At 70.1% G+C, this 16,338-nt stretch carries 16 protein-coding genes and 1 pseudogene; 12 read left to right on the top strand and 5 right to left on the bottom strand.

The genetic code is table 11. The features are described from left to right. Positions 1-73 precede the first annotated feature (73 nt). The 4 genes from clpB to VF522_RS12830 all read left to right on the top strand — a co-directional run bounded on the left by clpB (position 74) and on the right by VF522_RS12830 (position 5,211). Positions 74-2,698, top strand: a complete 2,625-nt coding sequence (gene clpB, locus VF522_RS12845) for an ATP-dependent chaperone ClpB (protein ID WP_330908664.1) — start codon at positions 74-76, stop codon at positions 2,696-2,698. A gap of 70 nt (positions 2,699-2,768) precedes the next feature. After that, a complete protein-coding gene (locus tag VF522_RS12840) occupies positions 2,769-3,068 on the top strand; it encodes a hypothetical protein (protein ID WP_330908663.1) in 300 nt (99 codons plus the stop codon). A 121-nt stretch (positions 3,069-3,189) separates the two neighbouring features. Then, positions 3,190-3,897, top strand: coding sequence for a response regulator transcription factor (locus VF522_RS12835; RefSeq protein WP_330908662.1), 708 nt, complete (start codon positions 3,190-3,192; stop codon positions 3,895-3,897). A gap of 9 nt (positions 3,898-3,906) precedes the next feature. Continuing rightward, positions 3,907-5,211 carry an NAD(P)/FAD-dependent oxidoreductase gene (locus tag VF522_RS12830; protein ID WP_330908704.1) on the top strand — a complete coding sequence of 435 codons (1,305 nt, stop codon included), beginning with the start codon at positions 3,907-3,909 and terminating at the stop codon, positions 5,209-5,211. Between the two features lie 4 nt (positions 5,212-5,215). On the opposite strand, the gene VF522_RS12825 is transcribed toward VF522_RS12830, so the two are convergent. Continuing rightward, positions 5,216-5,731 (bottom strand): MarR family transcriptional regulator, encoded by a 516-nt coding sequence (locus VF522_RS12825; RefSeq protein WP_330908661.1) that lies wholly within the window; start codon positions 5,729-5,731, stop codon positions 5,216-5,218. Between the two features lie 75 nt (positions 5,732-5,806). On the opposite strand from VF522_RS12825, the gene VF522_RS12820 reads away from it, so the two are divergent. The 4 genes from VF522_RS12820 to VF522_RS12805 are packed head-to-tail and all read left to right on the top strand — an operon-like array spanning position 5,807 to position 9,196. Next, positions 5,807-6,169: a protocatechuate 3,4-dioxygenase gene (locus VF522_RS12820; protein WP_330908660.1), complete on the top strand. Its 363-nt coding sequence runs from the start codon at positions 5,807-5,809 to the stop codon at positions 6,167-6,169. Continuing rightward, positions 6,169-7,011, top strand: a complete 843-nt coding sequence (locus tag VF522_RS12815) for a class III extradiol dioxygenase family protein (protein WP_330908659.1) — start codon at positions 6,169-6,171, stop codon at positions 7,009-7,011. The genes VF522_RS12820 and VF522_RS12815 overlap by 1 nt, the downstream gene beginning before the upstream one ends. Next, the gene (locus tag VF522_RS12810) at positions 7,011-8,186 is read left to right on the top strand and encodes a 4-hydroxybenzoate 3-monooxygenase (RefSeq protein ID WP_330908658.1); all 1,176 of its coding nucleotides are present in this window, start codon (positions 7,011-7,013) and stop codon (positions 8,184-8,186) included. Before VF522_RS12815 ends, VF522_RS12810 begins: the two co-directional genes overlap by 1 nt. A gap of 14 nt (positions 8,187-8,200) precedes the next feature. Continuing rightward, a complete protein-coding gene (locus VF522_RS12805) occupies positions 8,201-9,196 on the top strand; it encodes a tripartite tricarboxylate transporter substrate binding protein (RefSeq protein ID WP_330908656.1) in 996 nt (331 codons plus the stop codon). Here VF522_RS12805 and VF522_RS12800 read toward each other — a convergent pair. Further along, positions 9,183-9,392 carry a DUF3079 domain-containing protein gene (locus VF522_RS12800; protein WP_330908655.1) on the bottom strand — a complete coding sequence of 70 codons (210 nt, stop codon included), beginning with the start codon at positions 9,390-9,392 and terminating at the stop codon, positions 9,183-9,185. The two genes, VF522_RS12805 and VF522_RS12800, sit on opposite strands and share 14 nt — an antisense overlap. A 79-nt stretch (positions 9,393-9,471) precedes the next feature. Continuing rightward, a complete protein-coding gene (locus VF522_RS12795; protein WP_330908654.1) occupies positions 9,472-10,257 on the bottom strand; it encodes an SDR family oxidoreductase in 786 nt (261 codons plus the stop codon). A 229-nt stretch (positions 10,258-10,486) separates the two neighbouring features. Between VF522_RS12795 and VF522_RS12790 the strand changes: the two genes are divergently transcribed. Continuing rightward, positions 10,487-10,906 (top strand): hypothetical protein, encoded by a 420-nt coding sequence (locus VF522_RS12790; RefSeq protein ID WP_330908653.1) that lies wholly within the window; start codon positions 10,487-10,489, stop codon positions 10,904-10,906. Between the two features lie 84 nt (positions 10,907-10,990). Next, entirely contained in the window at positions 10,991-12,991 is a 2,001-nt protein-coding gene (locus VF522_RS12785) for a S9 family peptidase (protein ID WP_330908652.1), read from the top strand. Here the strand turns inward: VF522_RS12785 and VF522_RS12780 are convergent. Then, positions 12,903-13,421, bottom strand: coding sequence for an NUDIX domain-containing protein (locus VF522_RS12780; RefSeq protein WP_330908651.1), 519 nt, complete (start codon positions 13,419-13,421; stop codon positions 12,903-12,905). The two genes, VF522_RS12785 and VF522_RS12780, sit on opposite strands and share 89 nt — an antisense overlap. Before the next feature lie 53 nt (positions 13,422-13,474). Then, positions 13,475-14,299, bottom strand: a complete 825-nt coding sequence (locus tag VF522_RS12775; RefSeq protein WP_330908650.1) for a helix-turn-helix transcriptional regulator — start codon at positions 14,297-14,299, stop codon at positions 13,475-13,477. 126 nt (positions 14,300-14,425) lie between these two features. Here VF522_RS12775 and VF522_RS12770 point away from each other — a divergent pair, with 126 nt between their 5' ends. Both VF522_RS12770 and VF522_RS12765 read left to right on the top strand, forming a co-directional pair. After that, positions 14,426-16,039 carry an ExeA family protein gene (locus VF522_RS12770; protein WP_330908649.1) on the top strand — a complete coding sequence of 538 codons (1,614 nt, stop codon included), beginning with the start codon at positions 14,426-14,428 and terminating at the stop codon, positions 16,037-16,039. Between the two features lie 7 nt (positions 16,040-16,046). Continuing rightward, positions 16,047-16,338 (top strand): annotated as a pseudogene (locus VF522_RS12765) (hypothetical protein); the annotation flags it as partial.

Raw genomic sequence — 16,338 nt, 5'->3', positions numbered from 1 at the left:
TGAGCCGCCTACAGTGGTGCGACCTTGAAAAGTACCGCCTCAAGCCTATCTGGGCCGTAACGGAGTTTTTTCCATGCGAATCGACAAGCTCACCACCAAGTTCCAGGAAGCCCTGGCCGACGCGCAGAGCCTGGCGCTTGCCAACGACCACGCCTACATCGAGCCGGCGCACCTGCTGGTGGCGATGCTGCGGCAGGAGGACGGTCCGCGCGCGTTGCTGCAGCGGGCCGGCGTCAATGTGCCCGGCCTGCTGGCGGCCGCCGAGGGCGCGATGCACAAGCTGCCGCAGGTGCAGGGCCAGGAACAGATCGGCGTCGGCCGCGACCTCGCAGGACTGCTGCAGCAGGCCGAGAAGGAGGCGCTCAAGCGCGGCGACGAGTTCATCGCCAGCGAGAATTTCCTCCTGGCACTGGCCGACACCAAGCAGGACATCGGCCGCATCGGCCGCGAGAACGGCCTCTCGCGCAAGTCGCTGGAAGCCGCCGTGGATGCGGTACGCGGGGGACAGAACGTGAACTCCGCCGAATCCGAAGGCCAGCGCGAGGCGCTGAAGAAGTACACCCTCGACCTCACCGAGCGCGCCCGCCAGGGCAAGCTCGACCCGGTGATCGGCCGCGACGAGGAGATCCGCCGCGCGATCCAGGTCCTGCAACGCCGCACCAAGAACAACCCGGTGCTGATCGGCGAACCGGGCGTGGGCAAGACGGCGATCGTCGAAGGCCTCGCCCAGCGCATCGTGGACGGCGAGGTGCCGGAAACGCTGAAGGACAAGCGCGTGCTGTCGCTGGACATGGCGGCGCTGCTGGCCGGCGCCAAGTACCGCGGCGAGTTCGAGGAGCGCCTGAAGACGGTGCTGCACGAGCTGGCCAAGGACGAAGGCCAGACCATCGTCTTCATCGACGAACTGCACACCATGGTCGGCGCCGGCAAGGCCGAAGGCGCGATGGACGCCGGCAACATGCTCAAGCCCGCGCTCGCCCGCGGCGAGCTGCACTGCGTGGGCGCGACCACCCTGGACGAATACCGCAAGTACATCGAGAAGGACGCCGCGCTGGAGCGCCGCTTCCAGAAGATCCTCGTCGGCGAGCCGACCGTGGAGGCGACCATCGCCATCCTGCGCGGCCTGCAGGAAAAGTACGAGGCGCACCACGGCGTGGACATCACCGACCCGGCGATCGTGGCCGCCGCCGAACTCTCGCATCGCTACATCACCGACCGCTTCCTGCCGGACAAGGCGATCGACCTGATCGACGAGGCGGCCTCGAAGATCAAGATCGAGATCGACTCCAAGCCCGAAGCCATCGACCGCCTCGACCGCCGCATGATCCAGCTGCAGATCGAGCGCGAGGCGATGAAGAAGGAAAAGGACGAAGCCTCGAAGAAGCGCCTGGGACTGATAGCCGACGAGATCGTGCGACTGAGCAAGGAGATCTCCGATCTCGAGGAGATCTGGAAGTCCGAGAAGGCGGCCGCGCAGGGCAGTGCCCAGATCCGCGAGGAGATGGACAAGCTGCGCCACCAGATCGAGGAGTCCACCCGCAAGGGCGACTTCAACAAGGTCGCCGAGCTGCAGTACGGCAAGCTGCCGGCGCTGGAAAAGCAGCTCAAGGAGGCGCAGGCGGCCGAGACGCAGAAGGGCAAGAGCGGCAAGCCGCAGCTGCTGCGCACGCAGGTGGGCGCCGAGGAGATCGCCGAGGTGGTGGCGCGCGCCACCGGCATCCCCGTGTCCAAGCTGATGCAGGGCGAGCGCGAGAAGCTGCTGCTGATGGAAGACAAGCTGCACGAACGCGTGGTGGGGCAGGACGAAGCGATCAGCGCGGTGGCCAACGCCATCCGCCGCTCGCGCTCGGGCCTGTCCGATCCGAACCGCCCGACCGGCTCCTTCCTGTTCCTCGGCCCGACCGGCGTGGGCAAGACCGAGCTGTGCAAGGCGCTGGCGAACTTCCTGTTCGACAGCGAGGAACACCTGATCCGCGTCGACATGAGCGAGTTCATGGAGAAGCACTCGGTGGCCCGCCTGATCGTCGCGCCCCCGGGCTACGTCGGCTACGAGGAGGGCGGCTACCTCACCGAAGCCGTGCGCCGCAAGCCGTACAGCGTGATCCTGCTCGACGAGGTCGAGAAGGCGCACCACGACGTGTTCAACCTGCTGCTGCAGGTGCTCGACGACGGCCGCCTCACCGACGGCCAGGGCCGCACCGTGGACTTCAAGAACACGGTGATCGCGATGACGTCCAACATCGGCTCGCACATGATCCAGGCGATGGTGGGCAAGCCCTACGAGGACGTGAAGGACGCGGTGTGGGACGAGTTGAAGAACCACTTCCGGCCCGAGTTCCTGAACCGCATCGACGAGACGGTGGTGTTCCACGGCCTCGGCGCCGACCACATCGCCCGCATCGCGAAGATCCAGCTGCGCGTGCTGGAGCAGCGCCTGGCGAAGATGGACCTGCAGCTGGAAGTCTCTCCGGCGGCGCTGGAGGAGCTCGCGAAGGTCGGATTCGACCCGGTGTTCGGCGCGCGGCCGCTCAAGCGCGCGATCCAGCAGCGCATCGAGAACCCGCTGTCGCGGCTGATCCTCGAAGGGCGCTTCCCGCCCAAGAGCGCGATCGGCGTCGAGGTGGATCCGGTGCGCGAGCCCGGCGTGTTCCACTTCAATGGCGCACAGGCGCCGCGGCGCGAAGGGGCGGCCGCCTGATGCCTGGCCGGCAGCAGCCGGAGCCCCCAGGCTCCGGCAGTTTTTGCATGTGCCCGACAATGCAAGCGTGATGCCTTTCCTGACCCATATCCTCCTGCGCGTCCTGCTGCTGGCGGTCGGCCTGGTCGCCGCCGCGGTCGTCACGGTCGTGTTCGTGCTGTTCATGGCAGCGTGGCTGCTGCGCGCCGGCTGGGCGCGGCTGACCGGCCGTCCCGTCACGCCCTTCGGCATGCGCATGGGGCCGCGCAGCGTCTTCGAGGAGATGATGCGGCGCGCGCCGCAGCCGCCGGCCAGCCGCACGCCGCGCGCGGACGCCGCCGCCGTGGCCCGCGGACGCCTCGCCGACGTCTCCGACGTCGAGCCCAAGTAGGGCGAGGACGAATCGCAAGCTTGCGAAATTTCCCGACTCCCGTGTAGGTGCAGGACTACAGGACCGGTGCAGGGCCTGTTACCTAATGGTCCCGTCGAGCCTTCGGGCTCGGGAGCACAGGATGGCCTTGAAGCTGCATCGCTTCGGCGAACGCGAGCAGGCGGGTCCCCCGCCTCAGGGGGTGTACGCGTTGCGCGCCGTCCGCGTCGGCATTGCCGACGACCACCCCATCACGCGCACGGCGCTGCGCTGCTACCTCGACGAACAGGATGGCATCCGCGTGGTCGCGGAGGCGGCCTCCGGCCGCGAAGCGATCGACCTCGTGCGCACGCAGGCGCTCGACGTGCTGCTGCTCGATCTCGACATGCCGGGGCAGAGCGGCATCGATGCGCTCACCATGATCAAGGCCAAGGCGGAGCACGTCGGCGTGCTCGTGCTCTCCGGCTATCCCGAACACCAGTACGCCGTGCCGCTGATCCGCAACGGCGCGAGCGGCTACTTGAACAAGGCCTGCGAACCCTCGGAGATCTGCGCGGCGATCCGGCGCATCGCGCAGGGACAGCGCTACATCACGGCGGTCGTCGCGGAGCTGCTCGCATCGCAGGTGATCACGCCGACGCCGGGCGGCCTGCACGAACAGTTGTCGGCGCGCGAACTGCAGGTCTTCCTCAAGCTCGCCCAGGGCTGCACCGCGGGGCAGGTGGCTGCGGAACTGTCGCTCAGTGCCAAGACCGTCAGCACCTATCGCGCCCGCCTGATGCGCAAGCTCGATGCGCACTCCAACAGCGACCTCACGTACTACGCGCTCAAGCATCGGCTGCTAGACTGAGCGTCAGTGATTCCCCGCATCGTCATCGTCGGCTGCGGCTTCGGCGGCCTGGAGGCGGCTCGCGCGCTTCGCGGCGCCGAGGTCGCGATCACGCTGGTCGACAAGACCAACCACCACCTGTTCCAGCCGCTGCTTTACCAGGTCGCCACGGCGGGCCTGGCGGCGCCGGCGATCGCGGCGCCGGCACGGCACCTGTTCCGCCACCAGGCGAACGTCACCACGCTGCTCGGTGACGTCGTGGCCGTGGACGCCGCCGCGCGCGAGGTGAAGCTGCGCGACGGGCAGTCCTTGCCCTACGACCACCTGGTCGTGGCGGCCGGCGCGACCCACAGCTACTTCGGGCGCGACGACTGGTCGCGCTTCGCCCCGGGGCTGAAGACGCTGGCCGACGCCTTCGAGATCCGCCGGCGCGTGCTGCTTGCCTTCGAGGCGGCGGAAAAGGAAAGCGATCCGCAGCGGCGCGCCGCCTGGCTCACCTTCGTGGTGATCGGCGCCGGGCCGACCGGCGTGGAGATGGCGGGCACGCTGGCGGAGATCGCGCGCGACACGCTGCCCGGCGAATTCCGCCGCATCGATCCGGCCGCCGCGCGCATCCTGCTGGTGGAGGGCGGACCGCGCGTGCTGCAGGCCATGCCGGAGGCCCTGAGCGCGAGCGCGCAGCGGCAGCTGGAAAAACTGGGCGTGGAAGTGCGCGTGTCCTCGCGCGTCACGGCCATCGACGACGAAGGCCTGGAGGTGCAGGGCGGCGAAGCTTCCTGGCGGCTGGAGAGCCGCTGCATGGTGTGGGCCGCGGGCGTGGCCGCATCGCCGCTCGGGCGGCAGATCGCCGAGGCGGCCGGCGCGCGCACCGATCGCGCGGGCCGGGTGCCGGTGGAGCCGGACCTGAGCGTGCCGGGCCATCCCGAGATCAGCGTGATCGGCGACCTCGCGTCGGCGCAAAGCCATTTGAAGGGACACGATGCGCGCCCGGTGCCGGGAGTGTCGCCGGCGGCCAAGCAGATGGGCCGCACCGCCGCCGCGAACATCCTGCGGCGCCTGCGCGGCGAGCCGACGGAGGCCTTCCGCTATCGCGACTACGGCAACCTCGCGACGATCGGGCGCAATTCGGCGGTGGTGGATCTCTGGACGCCGTGGCGCCGCATCCAGTTCAGCGGCTGGTTCGCGTGGGTGTTCTGGCTGTTCGCCCACATCTACTTCCTGATCGGATTCCGCAACCGGCTCGTCGTGCTGATCGACTGGGGCTCGGCCTACTGGAGCCGCCAGCGTTATGCGCGGGTGGTGACGGGGATCGATCCCGGCACCACCGACAGCTAGGCCTCTAGCGGCTCCGCAACCGCCGCGCGCCGCCGTGGCGGCGGTCGGCCTTCTCCGCCACCGGCTTGCCGGCGGCGATGTGCTCCGCGTTCTGCGTCAGCTTGTCGAGTGCGTTCTCGAAGGCCGCGAGTTCGGCCGGCGAGAGCACGGACAGCACCTCGCCATTGAAGTGGACCGACTGCGGGAACAGCTCGTCGTACAGCCGGCGTCCCTCCTCGGTGAGATCCACCTGCGCCCGCCGGCGATCCTCCAGGTCCGGCACGCGCCGGATCAGGCGCTTCTCCGTCAGTTCGGTGATGTGGCGCGAGGTGCGGGCCCGCTCCAGGTGCGCGCGCTCGGCCAGTTCCGACGGCGACATCGCGCCGTGCGCCGCCAGCAGCGCGATCAGGCGCCACTCCCGCCGCGTGATGCCGTAGCGGCCCTCGCACAGGCGCACGACCATGGCGCCGCTGGCCGCGAACAGGCGGCTGAGCCGGTAGTTCAGCAGGTCGTCGACGGTGCGGGGCTGGGCTAGGGACATGGCGCGCAGGTAGTTGTATAGATGAATTATCGGGGTGGCTCCTAGACTGGGCAGCATCCTTTGAAGCCCCACCCGATGTCCACCACACAACTCACCCCAGGCGCCCGCATCCAGGGTTCCGAAGTCTTCGACCTCGCCAGTTCCTGGCGCGGCTATCGCATCAACAAGATGTGCAATGCGCTGTCCGTCGCGGCCAACCGCGTGGCGTTCCAGCGCGACGAGGAAGCCTTCATGGCGGCCCACCACCTGAACGAGGAGGAGAAGCAGCTGGTGCGCCAGCGCGATTTCTCCGGCCTGCTGGCCGCCGGCGGCAACATCTACTTCCTGCTCAAGCTCGGTGTCGTCACCGGCAACGGCCTGTACAAGATGGGCGCGAAGATGCGTGGCGAAAGCTACGAGCAGTTCCTCGCCACCCGCAACGACGCGGGAGCCACCTGATGGGACGCATCGTCGCCGGCATCGGCACCTCCCACGTTCCCTCCATCGGCGGCGCCTACGACCGCGGCAGGACGGCCACGCCGGCCTGGAAGCCGCTGTTCGACGCCTACGTGCCGGTGCGCGAGTGGCTCCAGGAACGGAAGGTGGACGTCTGCATCATGGTCTACAACGACCACGGCGCGGACTTCTTCTTCGACAAGTACCCCACCTTCGCGGTCGGCTGCGCGGACCGCTACGCGATCGCCGACGAGGGCTTCGGCGTGCGGCCGCTGCCCGCGATCGGCGGCGACGTGGAGTTCTCGCAGCACCTGTGCACGGCGCTGGTGTACGACGAGTTCGACATCACGGTATGCCAGGAGATGGCGGTGGAGCACGGCTTCCTCGTGCCCATGCACCTGTGCTTCGACCCGCAGGAAGGCGGCTGGCCGGTGGCGTCGATCCCGGTGCAGGTGAACGTGCTGCAGCATCCGCTGCCCACGGCGCGCCGCTGCTACCGGCTGGGACAGGCGATCCGCCGCGCGGTGGAGAGCTACCCCAAGGACATCAAGGTGGCGATCGTCGGCACCGGCGGCATGTCGCACCAGCTCACCGGAGCGGACTTCGGCGCGATGAACCAGCAGGAGGACCTCGCTTTCCTCGATCGGCTGGAGCAGGATCCCGAGAGCCTCACGCGCCTCACCCACCAGGAAATGATGGAGAAGTACGGCGTGGAAGGCATCGAGCTGATCATGTGGCTGGTGATGCGCGGCGCGCTGTCGCCGGCGGCGAGGAAGGTGCACCGCAACTACTACGCGCCCATGACCACCGGCATGGGCCTGATCACCTTCGAGGAGCAGGCCTGATGCGCACCCAAGTCGGCATCATCGGAGCCGGGCCCTCGGGGCTCATGCTGGCGCAGATCCTGCACCTGCAGGGCATCGAGTCGGTCATCCTGGAACGCTCCAGCCAGGAGCACGTGCGCGCGCGGCTGCGGGCCGGCGTGCTGGAGCAGGGCACCGTGGAAATGATGCGGGAGTTCGGCGTGGGCGATCGCGTCACCGCCGAAGGCCTGAAGCAGCGGGCCATCGACTTCCGCTTCAACGGCGAGTCGCACCCGATCGACTTCGCGGCCACTTGCGGCCGCCACACCTGGGTCTATCCGCAGCACGAGGTGGTGACGGACCTGATGGCCGCACGCGAGCGCACCGGCCGGCCGGTGCTGTACGACGCGCCGGTGACGCGCATCGAAGGCCTGGACGGCCAGCGCCCCCGCATCCACTTCGAGCATCGCGGCGAGGCGGCCACGCTGGAGTGCGACTTCGTCGCCGGCTGCGACGGTTTCCGCGGCGTGAGCCGCACGGCCATCCCGGCCGACCGGCTGAAGGTCTACGACCGCATCTATCCCTTCGGCTGGCTGGGCATCCTGGCCGAGGCGAAGCCCGCGATCGAGGACATCACCTGGGGTTGCCACGAGGACGGATTCGCGATGATGAGCATCCGTTCGCCGAGCGTCACGCGCCTGTACCTGCAGTGCGCGCCGGAAGACAGCCCGGACAACTGGTCGGACGACCGCATCTGGACCGAGCTGCACAAGCGGCTGGACGTGCCCGGCCTGCCGACGCTCAACGAAGGCCGCATCACGCAGAAGGGCGTCACCGCGATGCGCAGCTTCCTTTCGGAGCCGATGCAGCACGGGCGGCTCTTCCTGGCGGGCGATGCCGCCCACATCGTGCCGCCGACCGGCGCCAAGGGACTCAACTCCGCGATGGCCGACGTGAAGGTGCTGGGCCGCGCGCTGACGGAACACTACCGGCGCGGCAGGGGCGACTGGCTGGAGCGCTATTCGGAGGTCTGCCTCGAGCGCATGTGGCTGGTGCAGCGCTTCGCCGCGGGCCTGTGCACGATGGTGCACCAGTTCCCCGGCGAGAACGCGTTCGTGCGGCGCCTGCAGCGGGCCGACCTCGAATACATGACCACCACCGTCCCCGGACGGCTGGAATTTTCCGAGAACTTCACCGGGCTGCCGGTGGCAGCCTGAGAACAGGAGAGAGCATGGACCCGCATTTCCTTCCCTCGCGCCGGCGCTTCCTCGCGCAAGCCGGTGCCGCCGCCGCCGGCAGTCTCGCCTGGAGCGTGCACGCCCAGGGCGACGGCTGGCCGTCGCGCCCCATCAAGATCGTTTGCAACTTCCCGGCCGGCAGTTCGCCCGACGCCCTGGTGCGGGCGATCTCGCAGCCGCTGCAGCAGGCGTTGGGCCAGCCGGTGGTGATCGACAACCGCGCGGGTGCGAGCGGCATCATCGGCGCCGAGCTCGTGGCCAAGGCGCCGGCCGACGGCTACACGCTGCTGATGACGGCGGGCAGCACCATCACCACCAATCCGCACGTGTTCGCCAGGATGCCGTTCGACCCGGCGAAGGACCTGGTTCCGGTGGCGGCGCTCGCGCGCCTCAACCTGTTCCTCGTCACGCGCGGCGACCTGCCCGTGAAGGACGTGCGCGGCTTCCTCGCCTACCTGAAGAAGAACCCGGGCAAGGTGACCTACGGCTCCGCGGGCAATGCCACGGGATTGCACCTCGCCGGCGAGATGCTCAAGAGCCAGGCCAACGTCTTCGCCGTGCACGTGCCGTACCGCGGCGCCTCGCTGGCCCTGCAGGACCTGCTGGGCGGGGCGATCGACTTCTATTTCGATCCGGGCATCGCCCTGCAGCACGTGAAGGCCGGCAAGCTGAAGATGCTGGCGATCGCGGCGCCGCACCGCTCGCCCCTGTATCCGGACGTGCCGACGCTGGACGAAGTGGGCCTGAAGGGATTCGATGCCGGCACCACGCACGGCCTCTATGCGCCCGAGGGCGTGCCGCCGGCGATCATCGAGCGCATCAACCGCGAGGTGAACGCGGCGCTCGCCTTGCCCGGCGTGAAGACGCAGGTCGCGGCGCTGGCCGCCGATCCCACGCCGCTCACGCCGGCGCAGTTTGGCGCCGTGATGCGCGAGGACAGCCGGCGCTACGGCGCGGTGATCAAGGAGCGCCACATCACGGCGTCCTGACCTCCGCGTTCGCCGGGTCCGGGGGCCGCAGCGGGTCCAGTCCTTCGCGCTCCCACCCTTCGCCGAACAGCTCGCTCGGGTGCTGCGTGCGTTCCGTGCCGTTGCCGCAGATCATCGCGTCGGCGGCACAGTAGCGGTCGCAGCCCCAGCAGGTGCGTTCGGGGTGGGCCGGCAGGATCGGGAACTTCTTGGCCATGCATGCATTCTTGCGGCATGCGCGCGCAAGGACTTTGCGCCGGATCAAATGCATGGTGGGCAAGCGAAGCCTGCCCACCCTACGAGGCCGGCGCTGGCTTGGTGTGCTGTGCGTACAGCTTCTGCATGCCCCCCAGCCAGCGGTCGTAGTCCTGCGCCTTGTTCAGGAAGTACTTCGCCACCTCGGGATGGGGCAGGGCGAGGAAACGCTCCTCGCGCATGGTCTGCACCACGACGTCGGCCACCTGCTCCGGCGTGAGCACGCCGTCGATGCCGGCCGATCCGGTGCCGTCGCGCGTCATGTCGGTCTGCACGGACTGCGGGCACAGGCAGGACACGCGGATGCCCTGGCGGCCGTAGGCGATCCGCAGCCACTCGGCGACGGCCACCGCGGCATGCTTGGTCACGCCGTAGGGCGCCGACTCGACGATGTTCAGCAGCCCCGCGGCGGAGGCCGTCACCAGGAAGTAGCCCTCGCCCCGCTGGATCATTTCCGGGATCACCGCGCGCGCCGCCCACACGTGCGCCATGCCATGGATCTGCCACATCTTGTCCCACAGCGCGTCCTCCAGCTCGATGCCGCCCATGCGCCCGAGGATGCCGGCGTTGGAGAACCAGATGTCGATGCGGCCGAAGCGCTCGCGCGCCTGCTGGGCCAGCTGCTGGATGTCGGCCTCGCGGCTGACGTCGCAGCGTACCGCGATGGCCTGCGCGCCGATGCCGCGCGCGACGCCCTGGGCACGTTCGAGGTTCACGTCGGCCACCACCACGCCCGCGGCGCCTTCGCGCGCGAAGCGTTCCGCCATGCCCGCGCCGATGCCGCTGGCGCCGCCCGTGACCACCGCTACCTTGCCGCTGATTTCCATGCTTGCCTCCGATGAGCCGCAGAGTATCCGCGCCAGTGCGCCGGGTGCAAGCCGCCGAGGCGACATGCCCCGCGCAGGCCCGGTGGTCCCTTTCGTGCGAGGCGCCGGGAGGGCCGCCTGCATCGCACGGGTACGGCTTCCGACAACACCGCGGCCCGGGCGTCCTACACGGTCGGGCTGGCTCGTTCGCGATCATTCTCCCCAAGCGAAAACACACGGAGAAATGGCCATGACCGCCCTCGCACAGGATTTCTGGCAGGAACAAGCAGACGAACCGGAGGTCCGCATCGACGGCCGCATCCAGCCCGAGCTGGAAGACGCGTACTGGCAGAGCGTCTACTGGTCGCAGCCCTACTACTGCGCCGACCTGAGCTACGACGACTACGCGCCCGCGTACTGCGTCGGCTACATCGGCTTCGCCCAGTACGGCGGCCGGTTCGAGGAGGCGGAGAAGTCGCTGTGCGCCAACTGGGTCCGCATCAAGGGCGACTCGCGGCTGGAATACGAAGAGGCGCTGCCGGCGATCCGCGCGGCCTGGGAGCATGCCGCGACCGCGCAGGTCGAGGACGAAGAGGAAGAGCTCGCCAGCCCCGAGTACGTCGCATCGCAGAGGCAGCGTTCGCGCCAGCCCGCGTTCGCCGAGGCCTGAGCGTTGCGGCGTGCGCAGCCACGCCGCGCGGCATCCGCCGCGGTCCTACAGGGGTGAACGGAGGCGCGCCGCACGATCTCGCGCATGACGCAGCCGTTCTCCGTCCAGGACCTTTACCTCCACCGGAATCCCACGGAACTCGATGGCGCGCCCGACGGGCGCGCCATCGCCTGCACCGTGCACGCCGTGGACCGGGACCAGGACGACTACTTCTCCTGCATCTGGTCGCTGCCGGTCGAGGGCGGATCGCCCCGCCAGCTCACCCGCGGGCCGGGACTCGACAAGTCCCCGCGCTGGTCCCCGGACGGCCGGCAGCTTGCCTTCCTCTCGGACCGCGGTGGCACCGCAGCGGTCCATCTGCTGCCGCACGACGGCGGCGAGGCCGGTGCGCTGGGTTCGCTGCCCGGCGCCGTGTCCGGCCTGCGCTGGATGCCCGATGCGAATGCGCTCGTGGTCACGGCCGCGGTACCGGTCGACCCCGACTGGCGCGGCGCACGCGCCAACGGCCGCAAGCCGAAGCAGCCCAAAGTGCAGCCGCAGGTGGCCTGGAAGCTGCCGTACAAGAGCGACGGCATGGGCTACATGCTGGCCCGCGAGATCCACCTGTTCTCGCTCGACGCGAAGAGCGGCGAGCACCGCCAGCTCACCGACGGACCGTTCGACGTTCTGGCCTTCGGCATCGCGCCCAACGGCAGGCACATCGCCCATGCGCGCACGCGCGAGGGGCGCTTCGCGCACCGCTCCGACCTCTGGGTTTGCGACGCGGATGGCTCGCGAGCGCGCCAGCTCACCACGGAGTTCGCGACCGTGATGCGCCCGGTGTGGTCGCCCGACGGCCGCTGGATCGCCTTCAGTGCGACGGTGGAAGAGGGCGACGCCCAGACCAACCTCTACCTCCTGGAATTCGCGTCCGGCCGCATCCGCCGTCTCGGCGACGCAGACTTGCAGGTGACCGAAGCGGAATCCGTGCACTGGTCGCCGGATTCCGCCAGCCTGCTGCTCTCTCGCCAGCACCGCGGCCGCCACCAGCTGGTGCGCATCCAGGCGGCCGATGCGCGACTTCAGGTGCTGGTGCAGGGCGACCGCCAGTTCGGCGCGATCGCGCCGGTGGGCGACGGCGTGGCCTACGTCGTCGAGCACCCTTCGCAGCCCAGCGAAGTGTTCCTGAGCGGGCCGGACGGCCAGGGCGAGCGGCAGCTGAGCGACCTCAATCCCTGGTGGAAGGAGCGCACGCCCATCCTCGCGGAAGTCCGGGAATTCGAGGTGCCCGATGGGCGCGGCGGCAGCGAGACGATCGAGGGCTGGCTGCTGCGTGCCGAGGGCGCGAGCGGTCCGCTGCCGCTGCTGAACGACGTGCACGGCGGTCCCGCGAGCTATGCGCTGCTGGACTTCGACACCAACGTGTACTGGCAGGTGCTGTGTTCCCAGGGCTGGGCGGTGCTGGCGCTCAACGCCGTCGGCTCCGCCAGCTACGGCCGCGAGTTCTGCGACCGCCTCTCGGGTCACTGGGGCGAGTACGACCTGCCGCAGCACCAGGCCGCCGTGAGCCGGCTGCAGGAAGAAGGCGTGTGCGACGGGCGCGTGGCCATCGCCGGCAAGTCCTACGGCGGCTACCTGAGCGCCTGGGCGATCGGCCACACGACGCAGTTCCGCGCCGCGGTGGTGATGTCCCCGGTGGGCAACATCGAGACGCACTACGGCACATCGGACGGCGGCTACTACGCGGATCCGTATTCCATGGGCACCGACGCCCGCTTCGACCGCACGCTCGCCAACGAGCTCTCGCCGATGAAGCACGTGGAGAAGGCGGCTACGCCCACGCTGTTCCTCCAGGGCTGCGAGGACGAGCGCTGCCCGAAGTGCCAGTCGGAAGAACTCTTCGTGAGCCTGATGAAGGGCGGCCGCGCGCAGGCGGAACTGGTGCTGTACCCGCAGCAGGACCACCACTTCCTCGGCCAGGGCGAGCCCTCGGTGCGGGAGGACGCCGCCGGACGCATCATCGACTGGGTGAAGCGCCACGTGCAGCAGGCGCAGGCACCGCTTCGCGATCCGCGTCCGCCAGCCATTGCTCCAGGCTGTCGATGAAGGGCACCTGGCCGGCGATCAGCTTGCGCCGCGCTTCGTCCAGGCCGAACCAGCGCACGCGGTCGACTTCCGGAAAATCCTGGATGCGTCCCGAGCGCGGCGGCCATTCGAGCTCGAAGGTGTTGCTCACCAGGCGCGCCGGGTCGGCATCGCCCTCGAAGGCCCAGGCGGTGATGCGCTTGCCGCTTTTCTGACGCGCTTCGCCGAGCAGGACGAAGGGTGGCGTGCTGTCGAAGCCGGTTTCCTCGCCGAACTCGCGGCGGGCCGCCGCCAGCGGATCTTCCTGCGGGCCGATCTCGCCCTTGGGCAGCGTCCATGCCGCATCGTCGCGGCGCGTCCAGAAAGGGCCGCCCGGATGTGCAAGCAGCACCTCGGCCGCGGCTCCGCGGCGGCGGTACATCAGCAGGCCGGCACTGCGGATCGTCGACACGCCGCCAGTGTAGATGCAGCGGCCCGTCGCGGGAACGGACGAGCAGGGCCGTCTCAGGCCGGCTTGCCCTGCAGCCGGCTCGGGGGCTGGCCCATCGCCGACTTGAACATGGCGGCGAAGGCACTCTCGCTCGCATAGCCGCTCGCCGCGGCGACCTGGCCCACCGGCACGCCGCGCGCGAGCAGGGGCAGCGCATGGGCCAGCACGGCCTGCTGGCGCCACTGCTGGTAGCTGGTGCCCAGCTCGTCTCGGAACAGGCGTGCCATGGTGCGTTCGCTGGCGCCGACGTCGGCGGCCCACTGGGCGAGCGTCGCGCGTTCCGCCGGCGCGCGCAGCACGGCTTCGCACAAGGCGCGCAGGCGCTTGTCGCCGCCCTGCGCGGGCGGCAGCGGCACGCCCAGCGCCTGCGTGGCGGCGCCGCGCAGTTCGTCGAGCACCAGGGAGACCAGCAGGTCTTCGCGAGCGCGCGGCAGGCCGGGCACGTCCAGGGCCGGGATCAGTTCGCGCAGCAGCGGTGACACCATCAGCACGCGGCAGCCCTGCCAGTCCGGCGGCGACGCCGAGGCATCGAGATACAGGGTGCGGAACTGGGCGTCCTCCAGCACGTGCACCGAATGCAGCGCGCGCGGAGCGATCCACACCGCGCGCGACGGCGGCACGATGTAGGTGACTTCGCCGGTGGCGCTGTCCGGGTCGGCGGCGCTCACCTGCAGCATGCCGGTGGCGCAGTAGGCGAGCTGCGCCCAGGCGTGGCGATGCGGCTCGAAGTGCGCGTCGGCCGGAAGGTGGCGCGATCGCACGCGCACCGGCCGCGCGCGGCTGGGCTGGAAGGCGTCGGTGTTGTCCGGGGCGACGAGGGAACGGCGGGGGCGCGGCATCTGGCTGGTTTTCGACGGATTATCCCGGTCCGTCGCATTCCCGCAATCGCCTGCGCGCCGGGATTCCCAGCTGCGGCCCTTGGAAAATGCACGGGTTTGCGCCAGCGCCGCGCTATCCTTGCGCCCATGTATGCCGCGTATTTCGGGCTGAAGCAGGAGCCGTTCTCCATCGCGCCGGATCCGCGCCTGCTGTTCATGAGCGAACAGCACCGGGAAGCCCTGGCGCACCTGCTCTACGGCGTGCAGGGCGGCGGCGGCTTCGTGCTGCTGACGGGCGAGATCGGCACCGGCAAGACCACCGTCTGCCGCTCCTTCCTGGAGCAGGTGCCCGCGCACTGCAACCTGGCCTACATCTTCAACCCCAAGCTCACCGTGCTCGAACTGCTGGAGACGGTGTGCCACGAGTTCGGGGTGCAGGCGAACCCGCCGGCGCAGCGCGCCGCCACGGTGAAGGACTACCTCGACCCGCTCAATGCCTTCCTGCTGCAATCGCATGCGGCCGGCCGCAACAACGTGCTCGTGATCGACGAGGCGCAGAACCTGGCGCCCGAGGTGCTCGAGCAGCTGCGGCTGCTGACCAACCTGGAAACCAGCGAACGCAAGCTGCTGCAGATCATCCTGATCGGCCAGCCCGAGCTGCGCGAGATGCTCGCCCGGCCCGAGCTGGAGCAGCTGGCGCAGCGCGTGATCGCGCGCTACCACCTCCAGGCGCTCGGCGAAGGCGAGAGCGCGCAGTACGTGCGGCACCGGCTGGAAGTCTGCGGGCTGGAACGGCCGCTGCCGTTCGACCGCGCCGCGCTCCGGCGGGTGCACCGCGCGAGCCGGGGCGTGCCGCGCCGGATCAACCTGCTGTGCGACCGCGCGCTGCTCGGCGCGTATGCCAACGGGCAGGGGCAGGTGACGCGGCGCATCGTCGACCAGGCCGCGGCGGAGGTGTTTCCCGCCGCCGCGCGGCCGGCGCCCAGGTGGCGCGGGGCGGTCGTGGCCGGAGCGGTGGTGCTCGTGGCAGGCGCCGGCCTGCTGGCCGCGGCCACGCGCCTGGGCGAAGAGCGTGCAGCCACGCTGTCGCCGACCGCCGCGCCGCGTGAGCCGCAGGCCGTTGCGCTGCTGGTTGCCGCGCCGCTGCCGGTCCCTCCGCCGGCGCCCGCGCCGCCACCGGTCCTGCTGCACGACGCGCAGCAGGCCTGGCGCGAACTGGGCGCCGCCTGGAAATTGCCCGCGGCGAGCGGCGAGGCCTGCGAGGCGTTCTCCCGCGAGCAGGTGCAGTGCTTCAGCCGCACCATGAGCCTCGCGCTGATCCGCCAGCTGGCCCGGCCCGGCATCGTGACGCTGGACGCACGCACCGGCCAGCCTTCCTACGCGGTGCTCACGCGCCTGACCGACAGCAGCGCCACGCTGCAGGCGGCCGGCACCGAGCAGACCGTGACCCTGGCGGCGTTCGCGGAGCGCTGGCAAGGCGATTTCGCGACCCTGTGGCGCGTGCCGGAGGGCTATCGCGAACGCCAGCGCAATGGGCAGGGCGGGGTCGCGATCGACTGGATCGCGCAGCAGCTCGCGGCCCGCAAGGGCCAGCCGGTGCCTGCGCCCGGAAGCCGCCTGGACGAGCGACTGCGGGCGGAGCTGCGGGCCTTCCAGCTCGCGCAGGGCCTGCCCGCCGACGGCCAGCCCGGTCCGCTCACCTACATGCAACTGAATCGCGCGGCGGGGCTCGACGAACCCCGCCTGCGCACCGAACCCTGAGAAGCGCATGTCGTACATCCTCGATGCCCTGCGCAAGGCCGATGCCCAACGCGAACGCGATCCGGCCCGCGGCATCCACGCGCAGCCCGCGCTGGCCGCGCCGGCCCGCACCGCTTCCGCCGCAAGGCGCGGCGCCTGGATCGTGGCCGCGGCGCTCGCTGCCGCGGGCGCTGCCTGGTTCGGCTGGTCGCAGCGAAGCGCCGCGCCCGCGGTGCAACCCGCGGCGGCGGTGCTTGTTCCTGAGCCGGTTCCCGTGGCTGCTCCGGTCGTGACCGTGGCCGCGGCCGTGATCCCTCCCG

This window comes from Ramlibacter sp. (assembly GCF_036383835.1).
Classification (GTDB): domain Bacteria; phylum Pseudomonadota; class Gammaproteobacteria; order Burkholderiales; family Burkholderiaceae_C; genus Ramlibacter.
Note: the sequence above shows the minus strand (reverse complement) of the source record. Positions and strands in the feature narration are given on the sequence as shown.

Bases quoted from the DNA above. Each gene is read 5' to 3' on its own strand.
- clpB (WP_330908664.1), top strand. From the start codon at position 74: ATGCGAATCGACAAGCTCACCACCAAGTTCCAGGAAGCCCTGGCCGAC.
- VF522_RS12840 (WP_330908663.1), top strand. From the start codon at position 2,769: ATGCCTTTCCTGACCCATATCCTCCTGCGCGTCCTGCTGCTGGCGGTC.
- VF522_RS12835 (WP_330908662.1), top strand. From the start codon at position 3,190: ATGGCCTTGAAGCTGCATCGCTTCGGCGAACGCGAGCAGGCGGGTCCC.
- VF522_RS12825 (WP_330908661.1), bottom strand. From the start codon at position 5,731: ATGTCCCTAGCCCAGCCCCGCACCGTCGACGACCTGCTGAACTACCGG.
- VF522_RS12820 (WP_330908660.1), top strand. From the start codon at position 5,807: ATGTCCACCACACAACTCACCCCAGGCGCCCGCATCCAGGGTTCCGAA.
- VF522_RS12815 (WP_330908659.1), top strand. From the start codon at position 6,169: ATGGGACGCATCGTCGCCGGCATCGGCACCTCCCACGTTCCCTCCATC.
- VF522_RS12810 (WP_330908658.1), top strand. From the start codon at position 7,011: ATGCGCACCCAAGTCGGCATCATCGGAGCCGGGCCCTCGGGGCTCATG.
- VF522_RS12805 (WP_330908656.1), top strand. From the start codon at position 8,201: ATGGACCCGCATTTCCTTCCCTCGCGCCGGCGCTTCCTCGCGCAAGCC.
- VF522_RS12800 (WP_330908655.1), bottom strand. From the start codon at position 9,392: ATGGCCAAGAAGTTCCCGATCCTGCCGGCCCACCCCGAACGCACCTGC.
- VF522_RS12795 (WP_330908654.1), bottom strand. From the start codon at position 10,257: ATGGAAATCAGCGGCAAGGTAGCGGTGGTCACGGGCGGCGCCAGCGGC.
- VF522_RS12790 (WP_330908653.1), top strand. From the start codon at position 10,487: ATGACCGCCCTCGCACAGGATTTCTGGCAGGAACAAGCAGACGAACCG.
- VF522_RS12785 (WP_330908652.1), top strand. From the start codon at position 10,991: ATGACGCAGCCGTTCTCCGTCCAGGACCTTTACCTCCACCGGAATCCC.
- VF522_RS12775 (WP_330908650.1), bottom strand. From the start codon at position 14,299: ATGCCGCGCCCCCGCCGTTCCCTCGTCGCCCCGGACAACACCGACGCC.
- VF522_RS12770 (WP_330908649.1), top strand. From the start codon at position 14,426: ATGTATGCCGCGTATTTCGGGCTGAAGCAGGAGCCGTTCTCCATCGCG.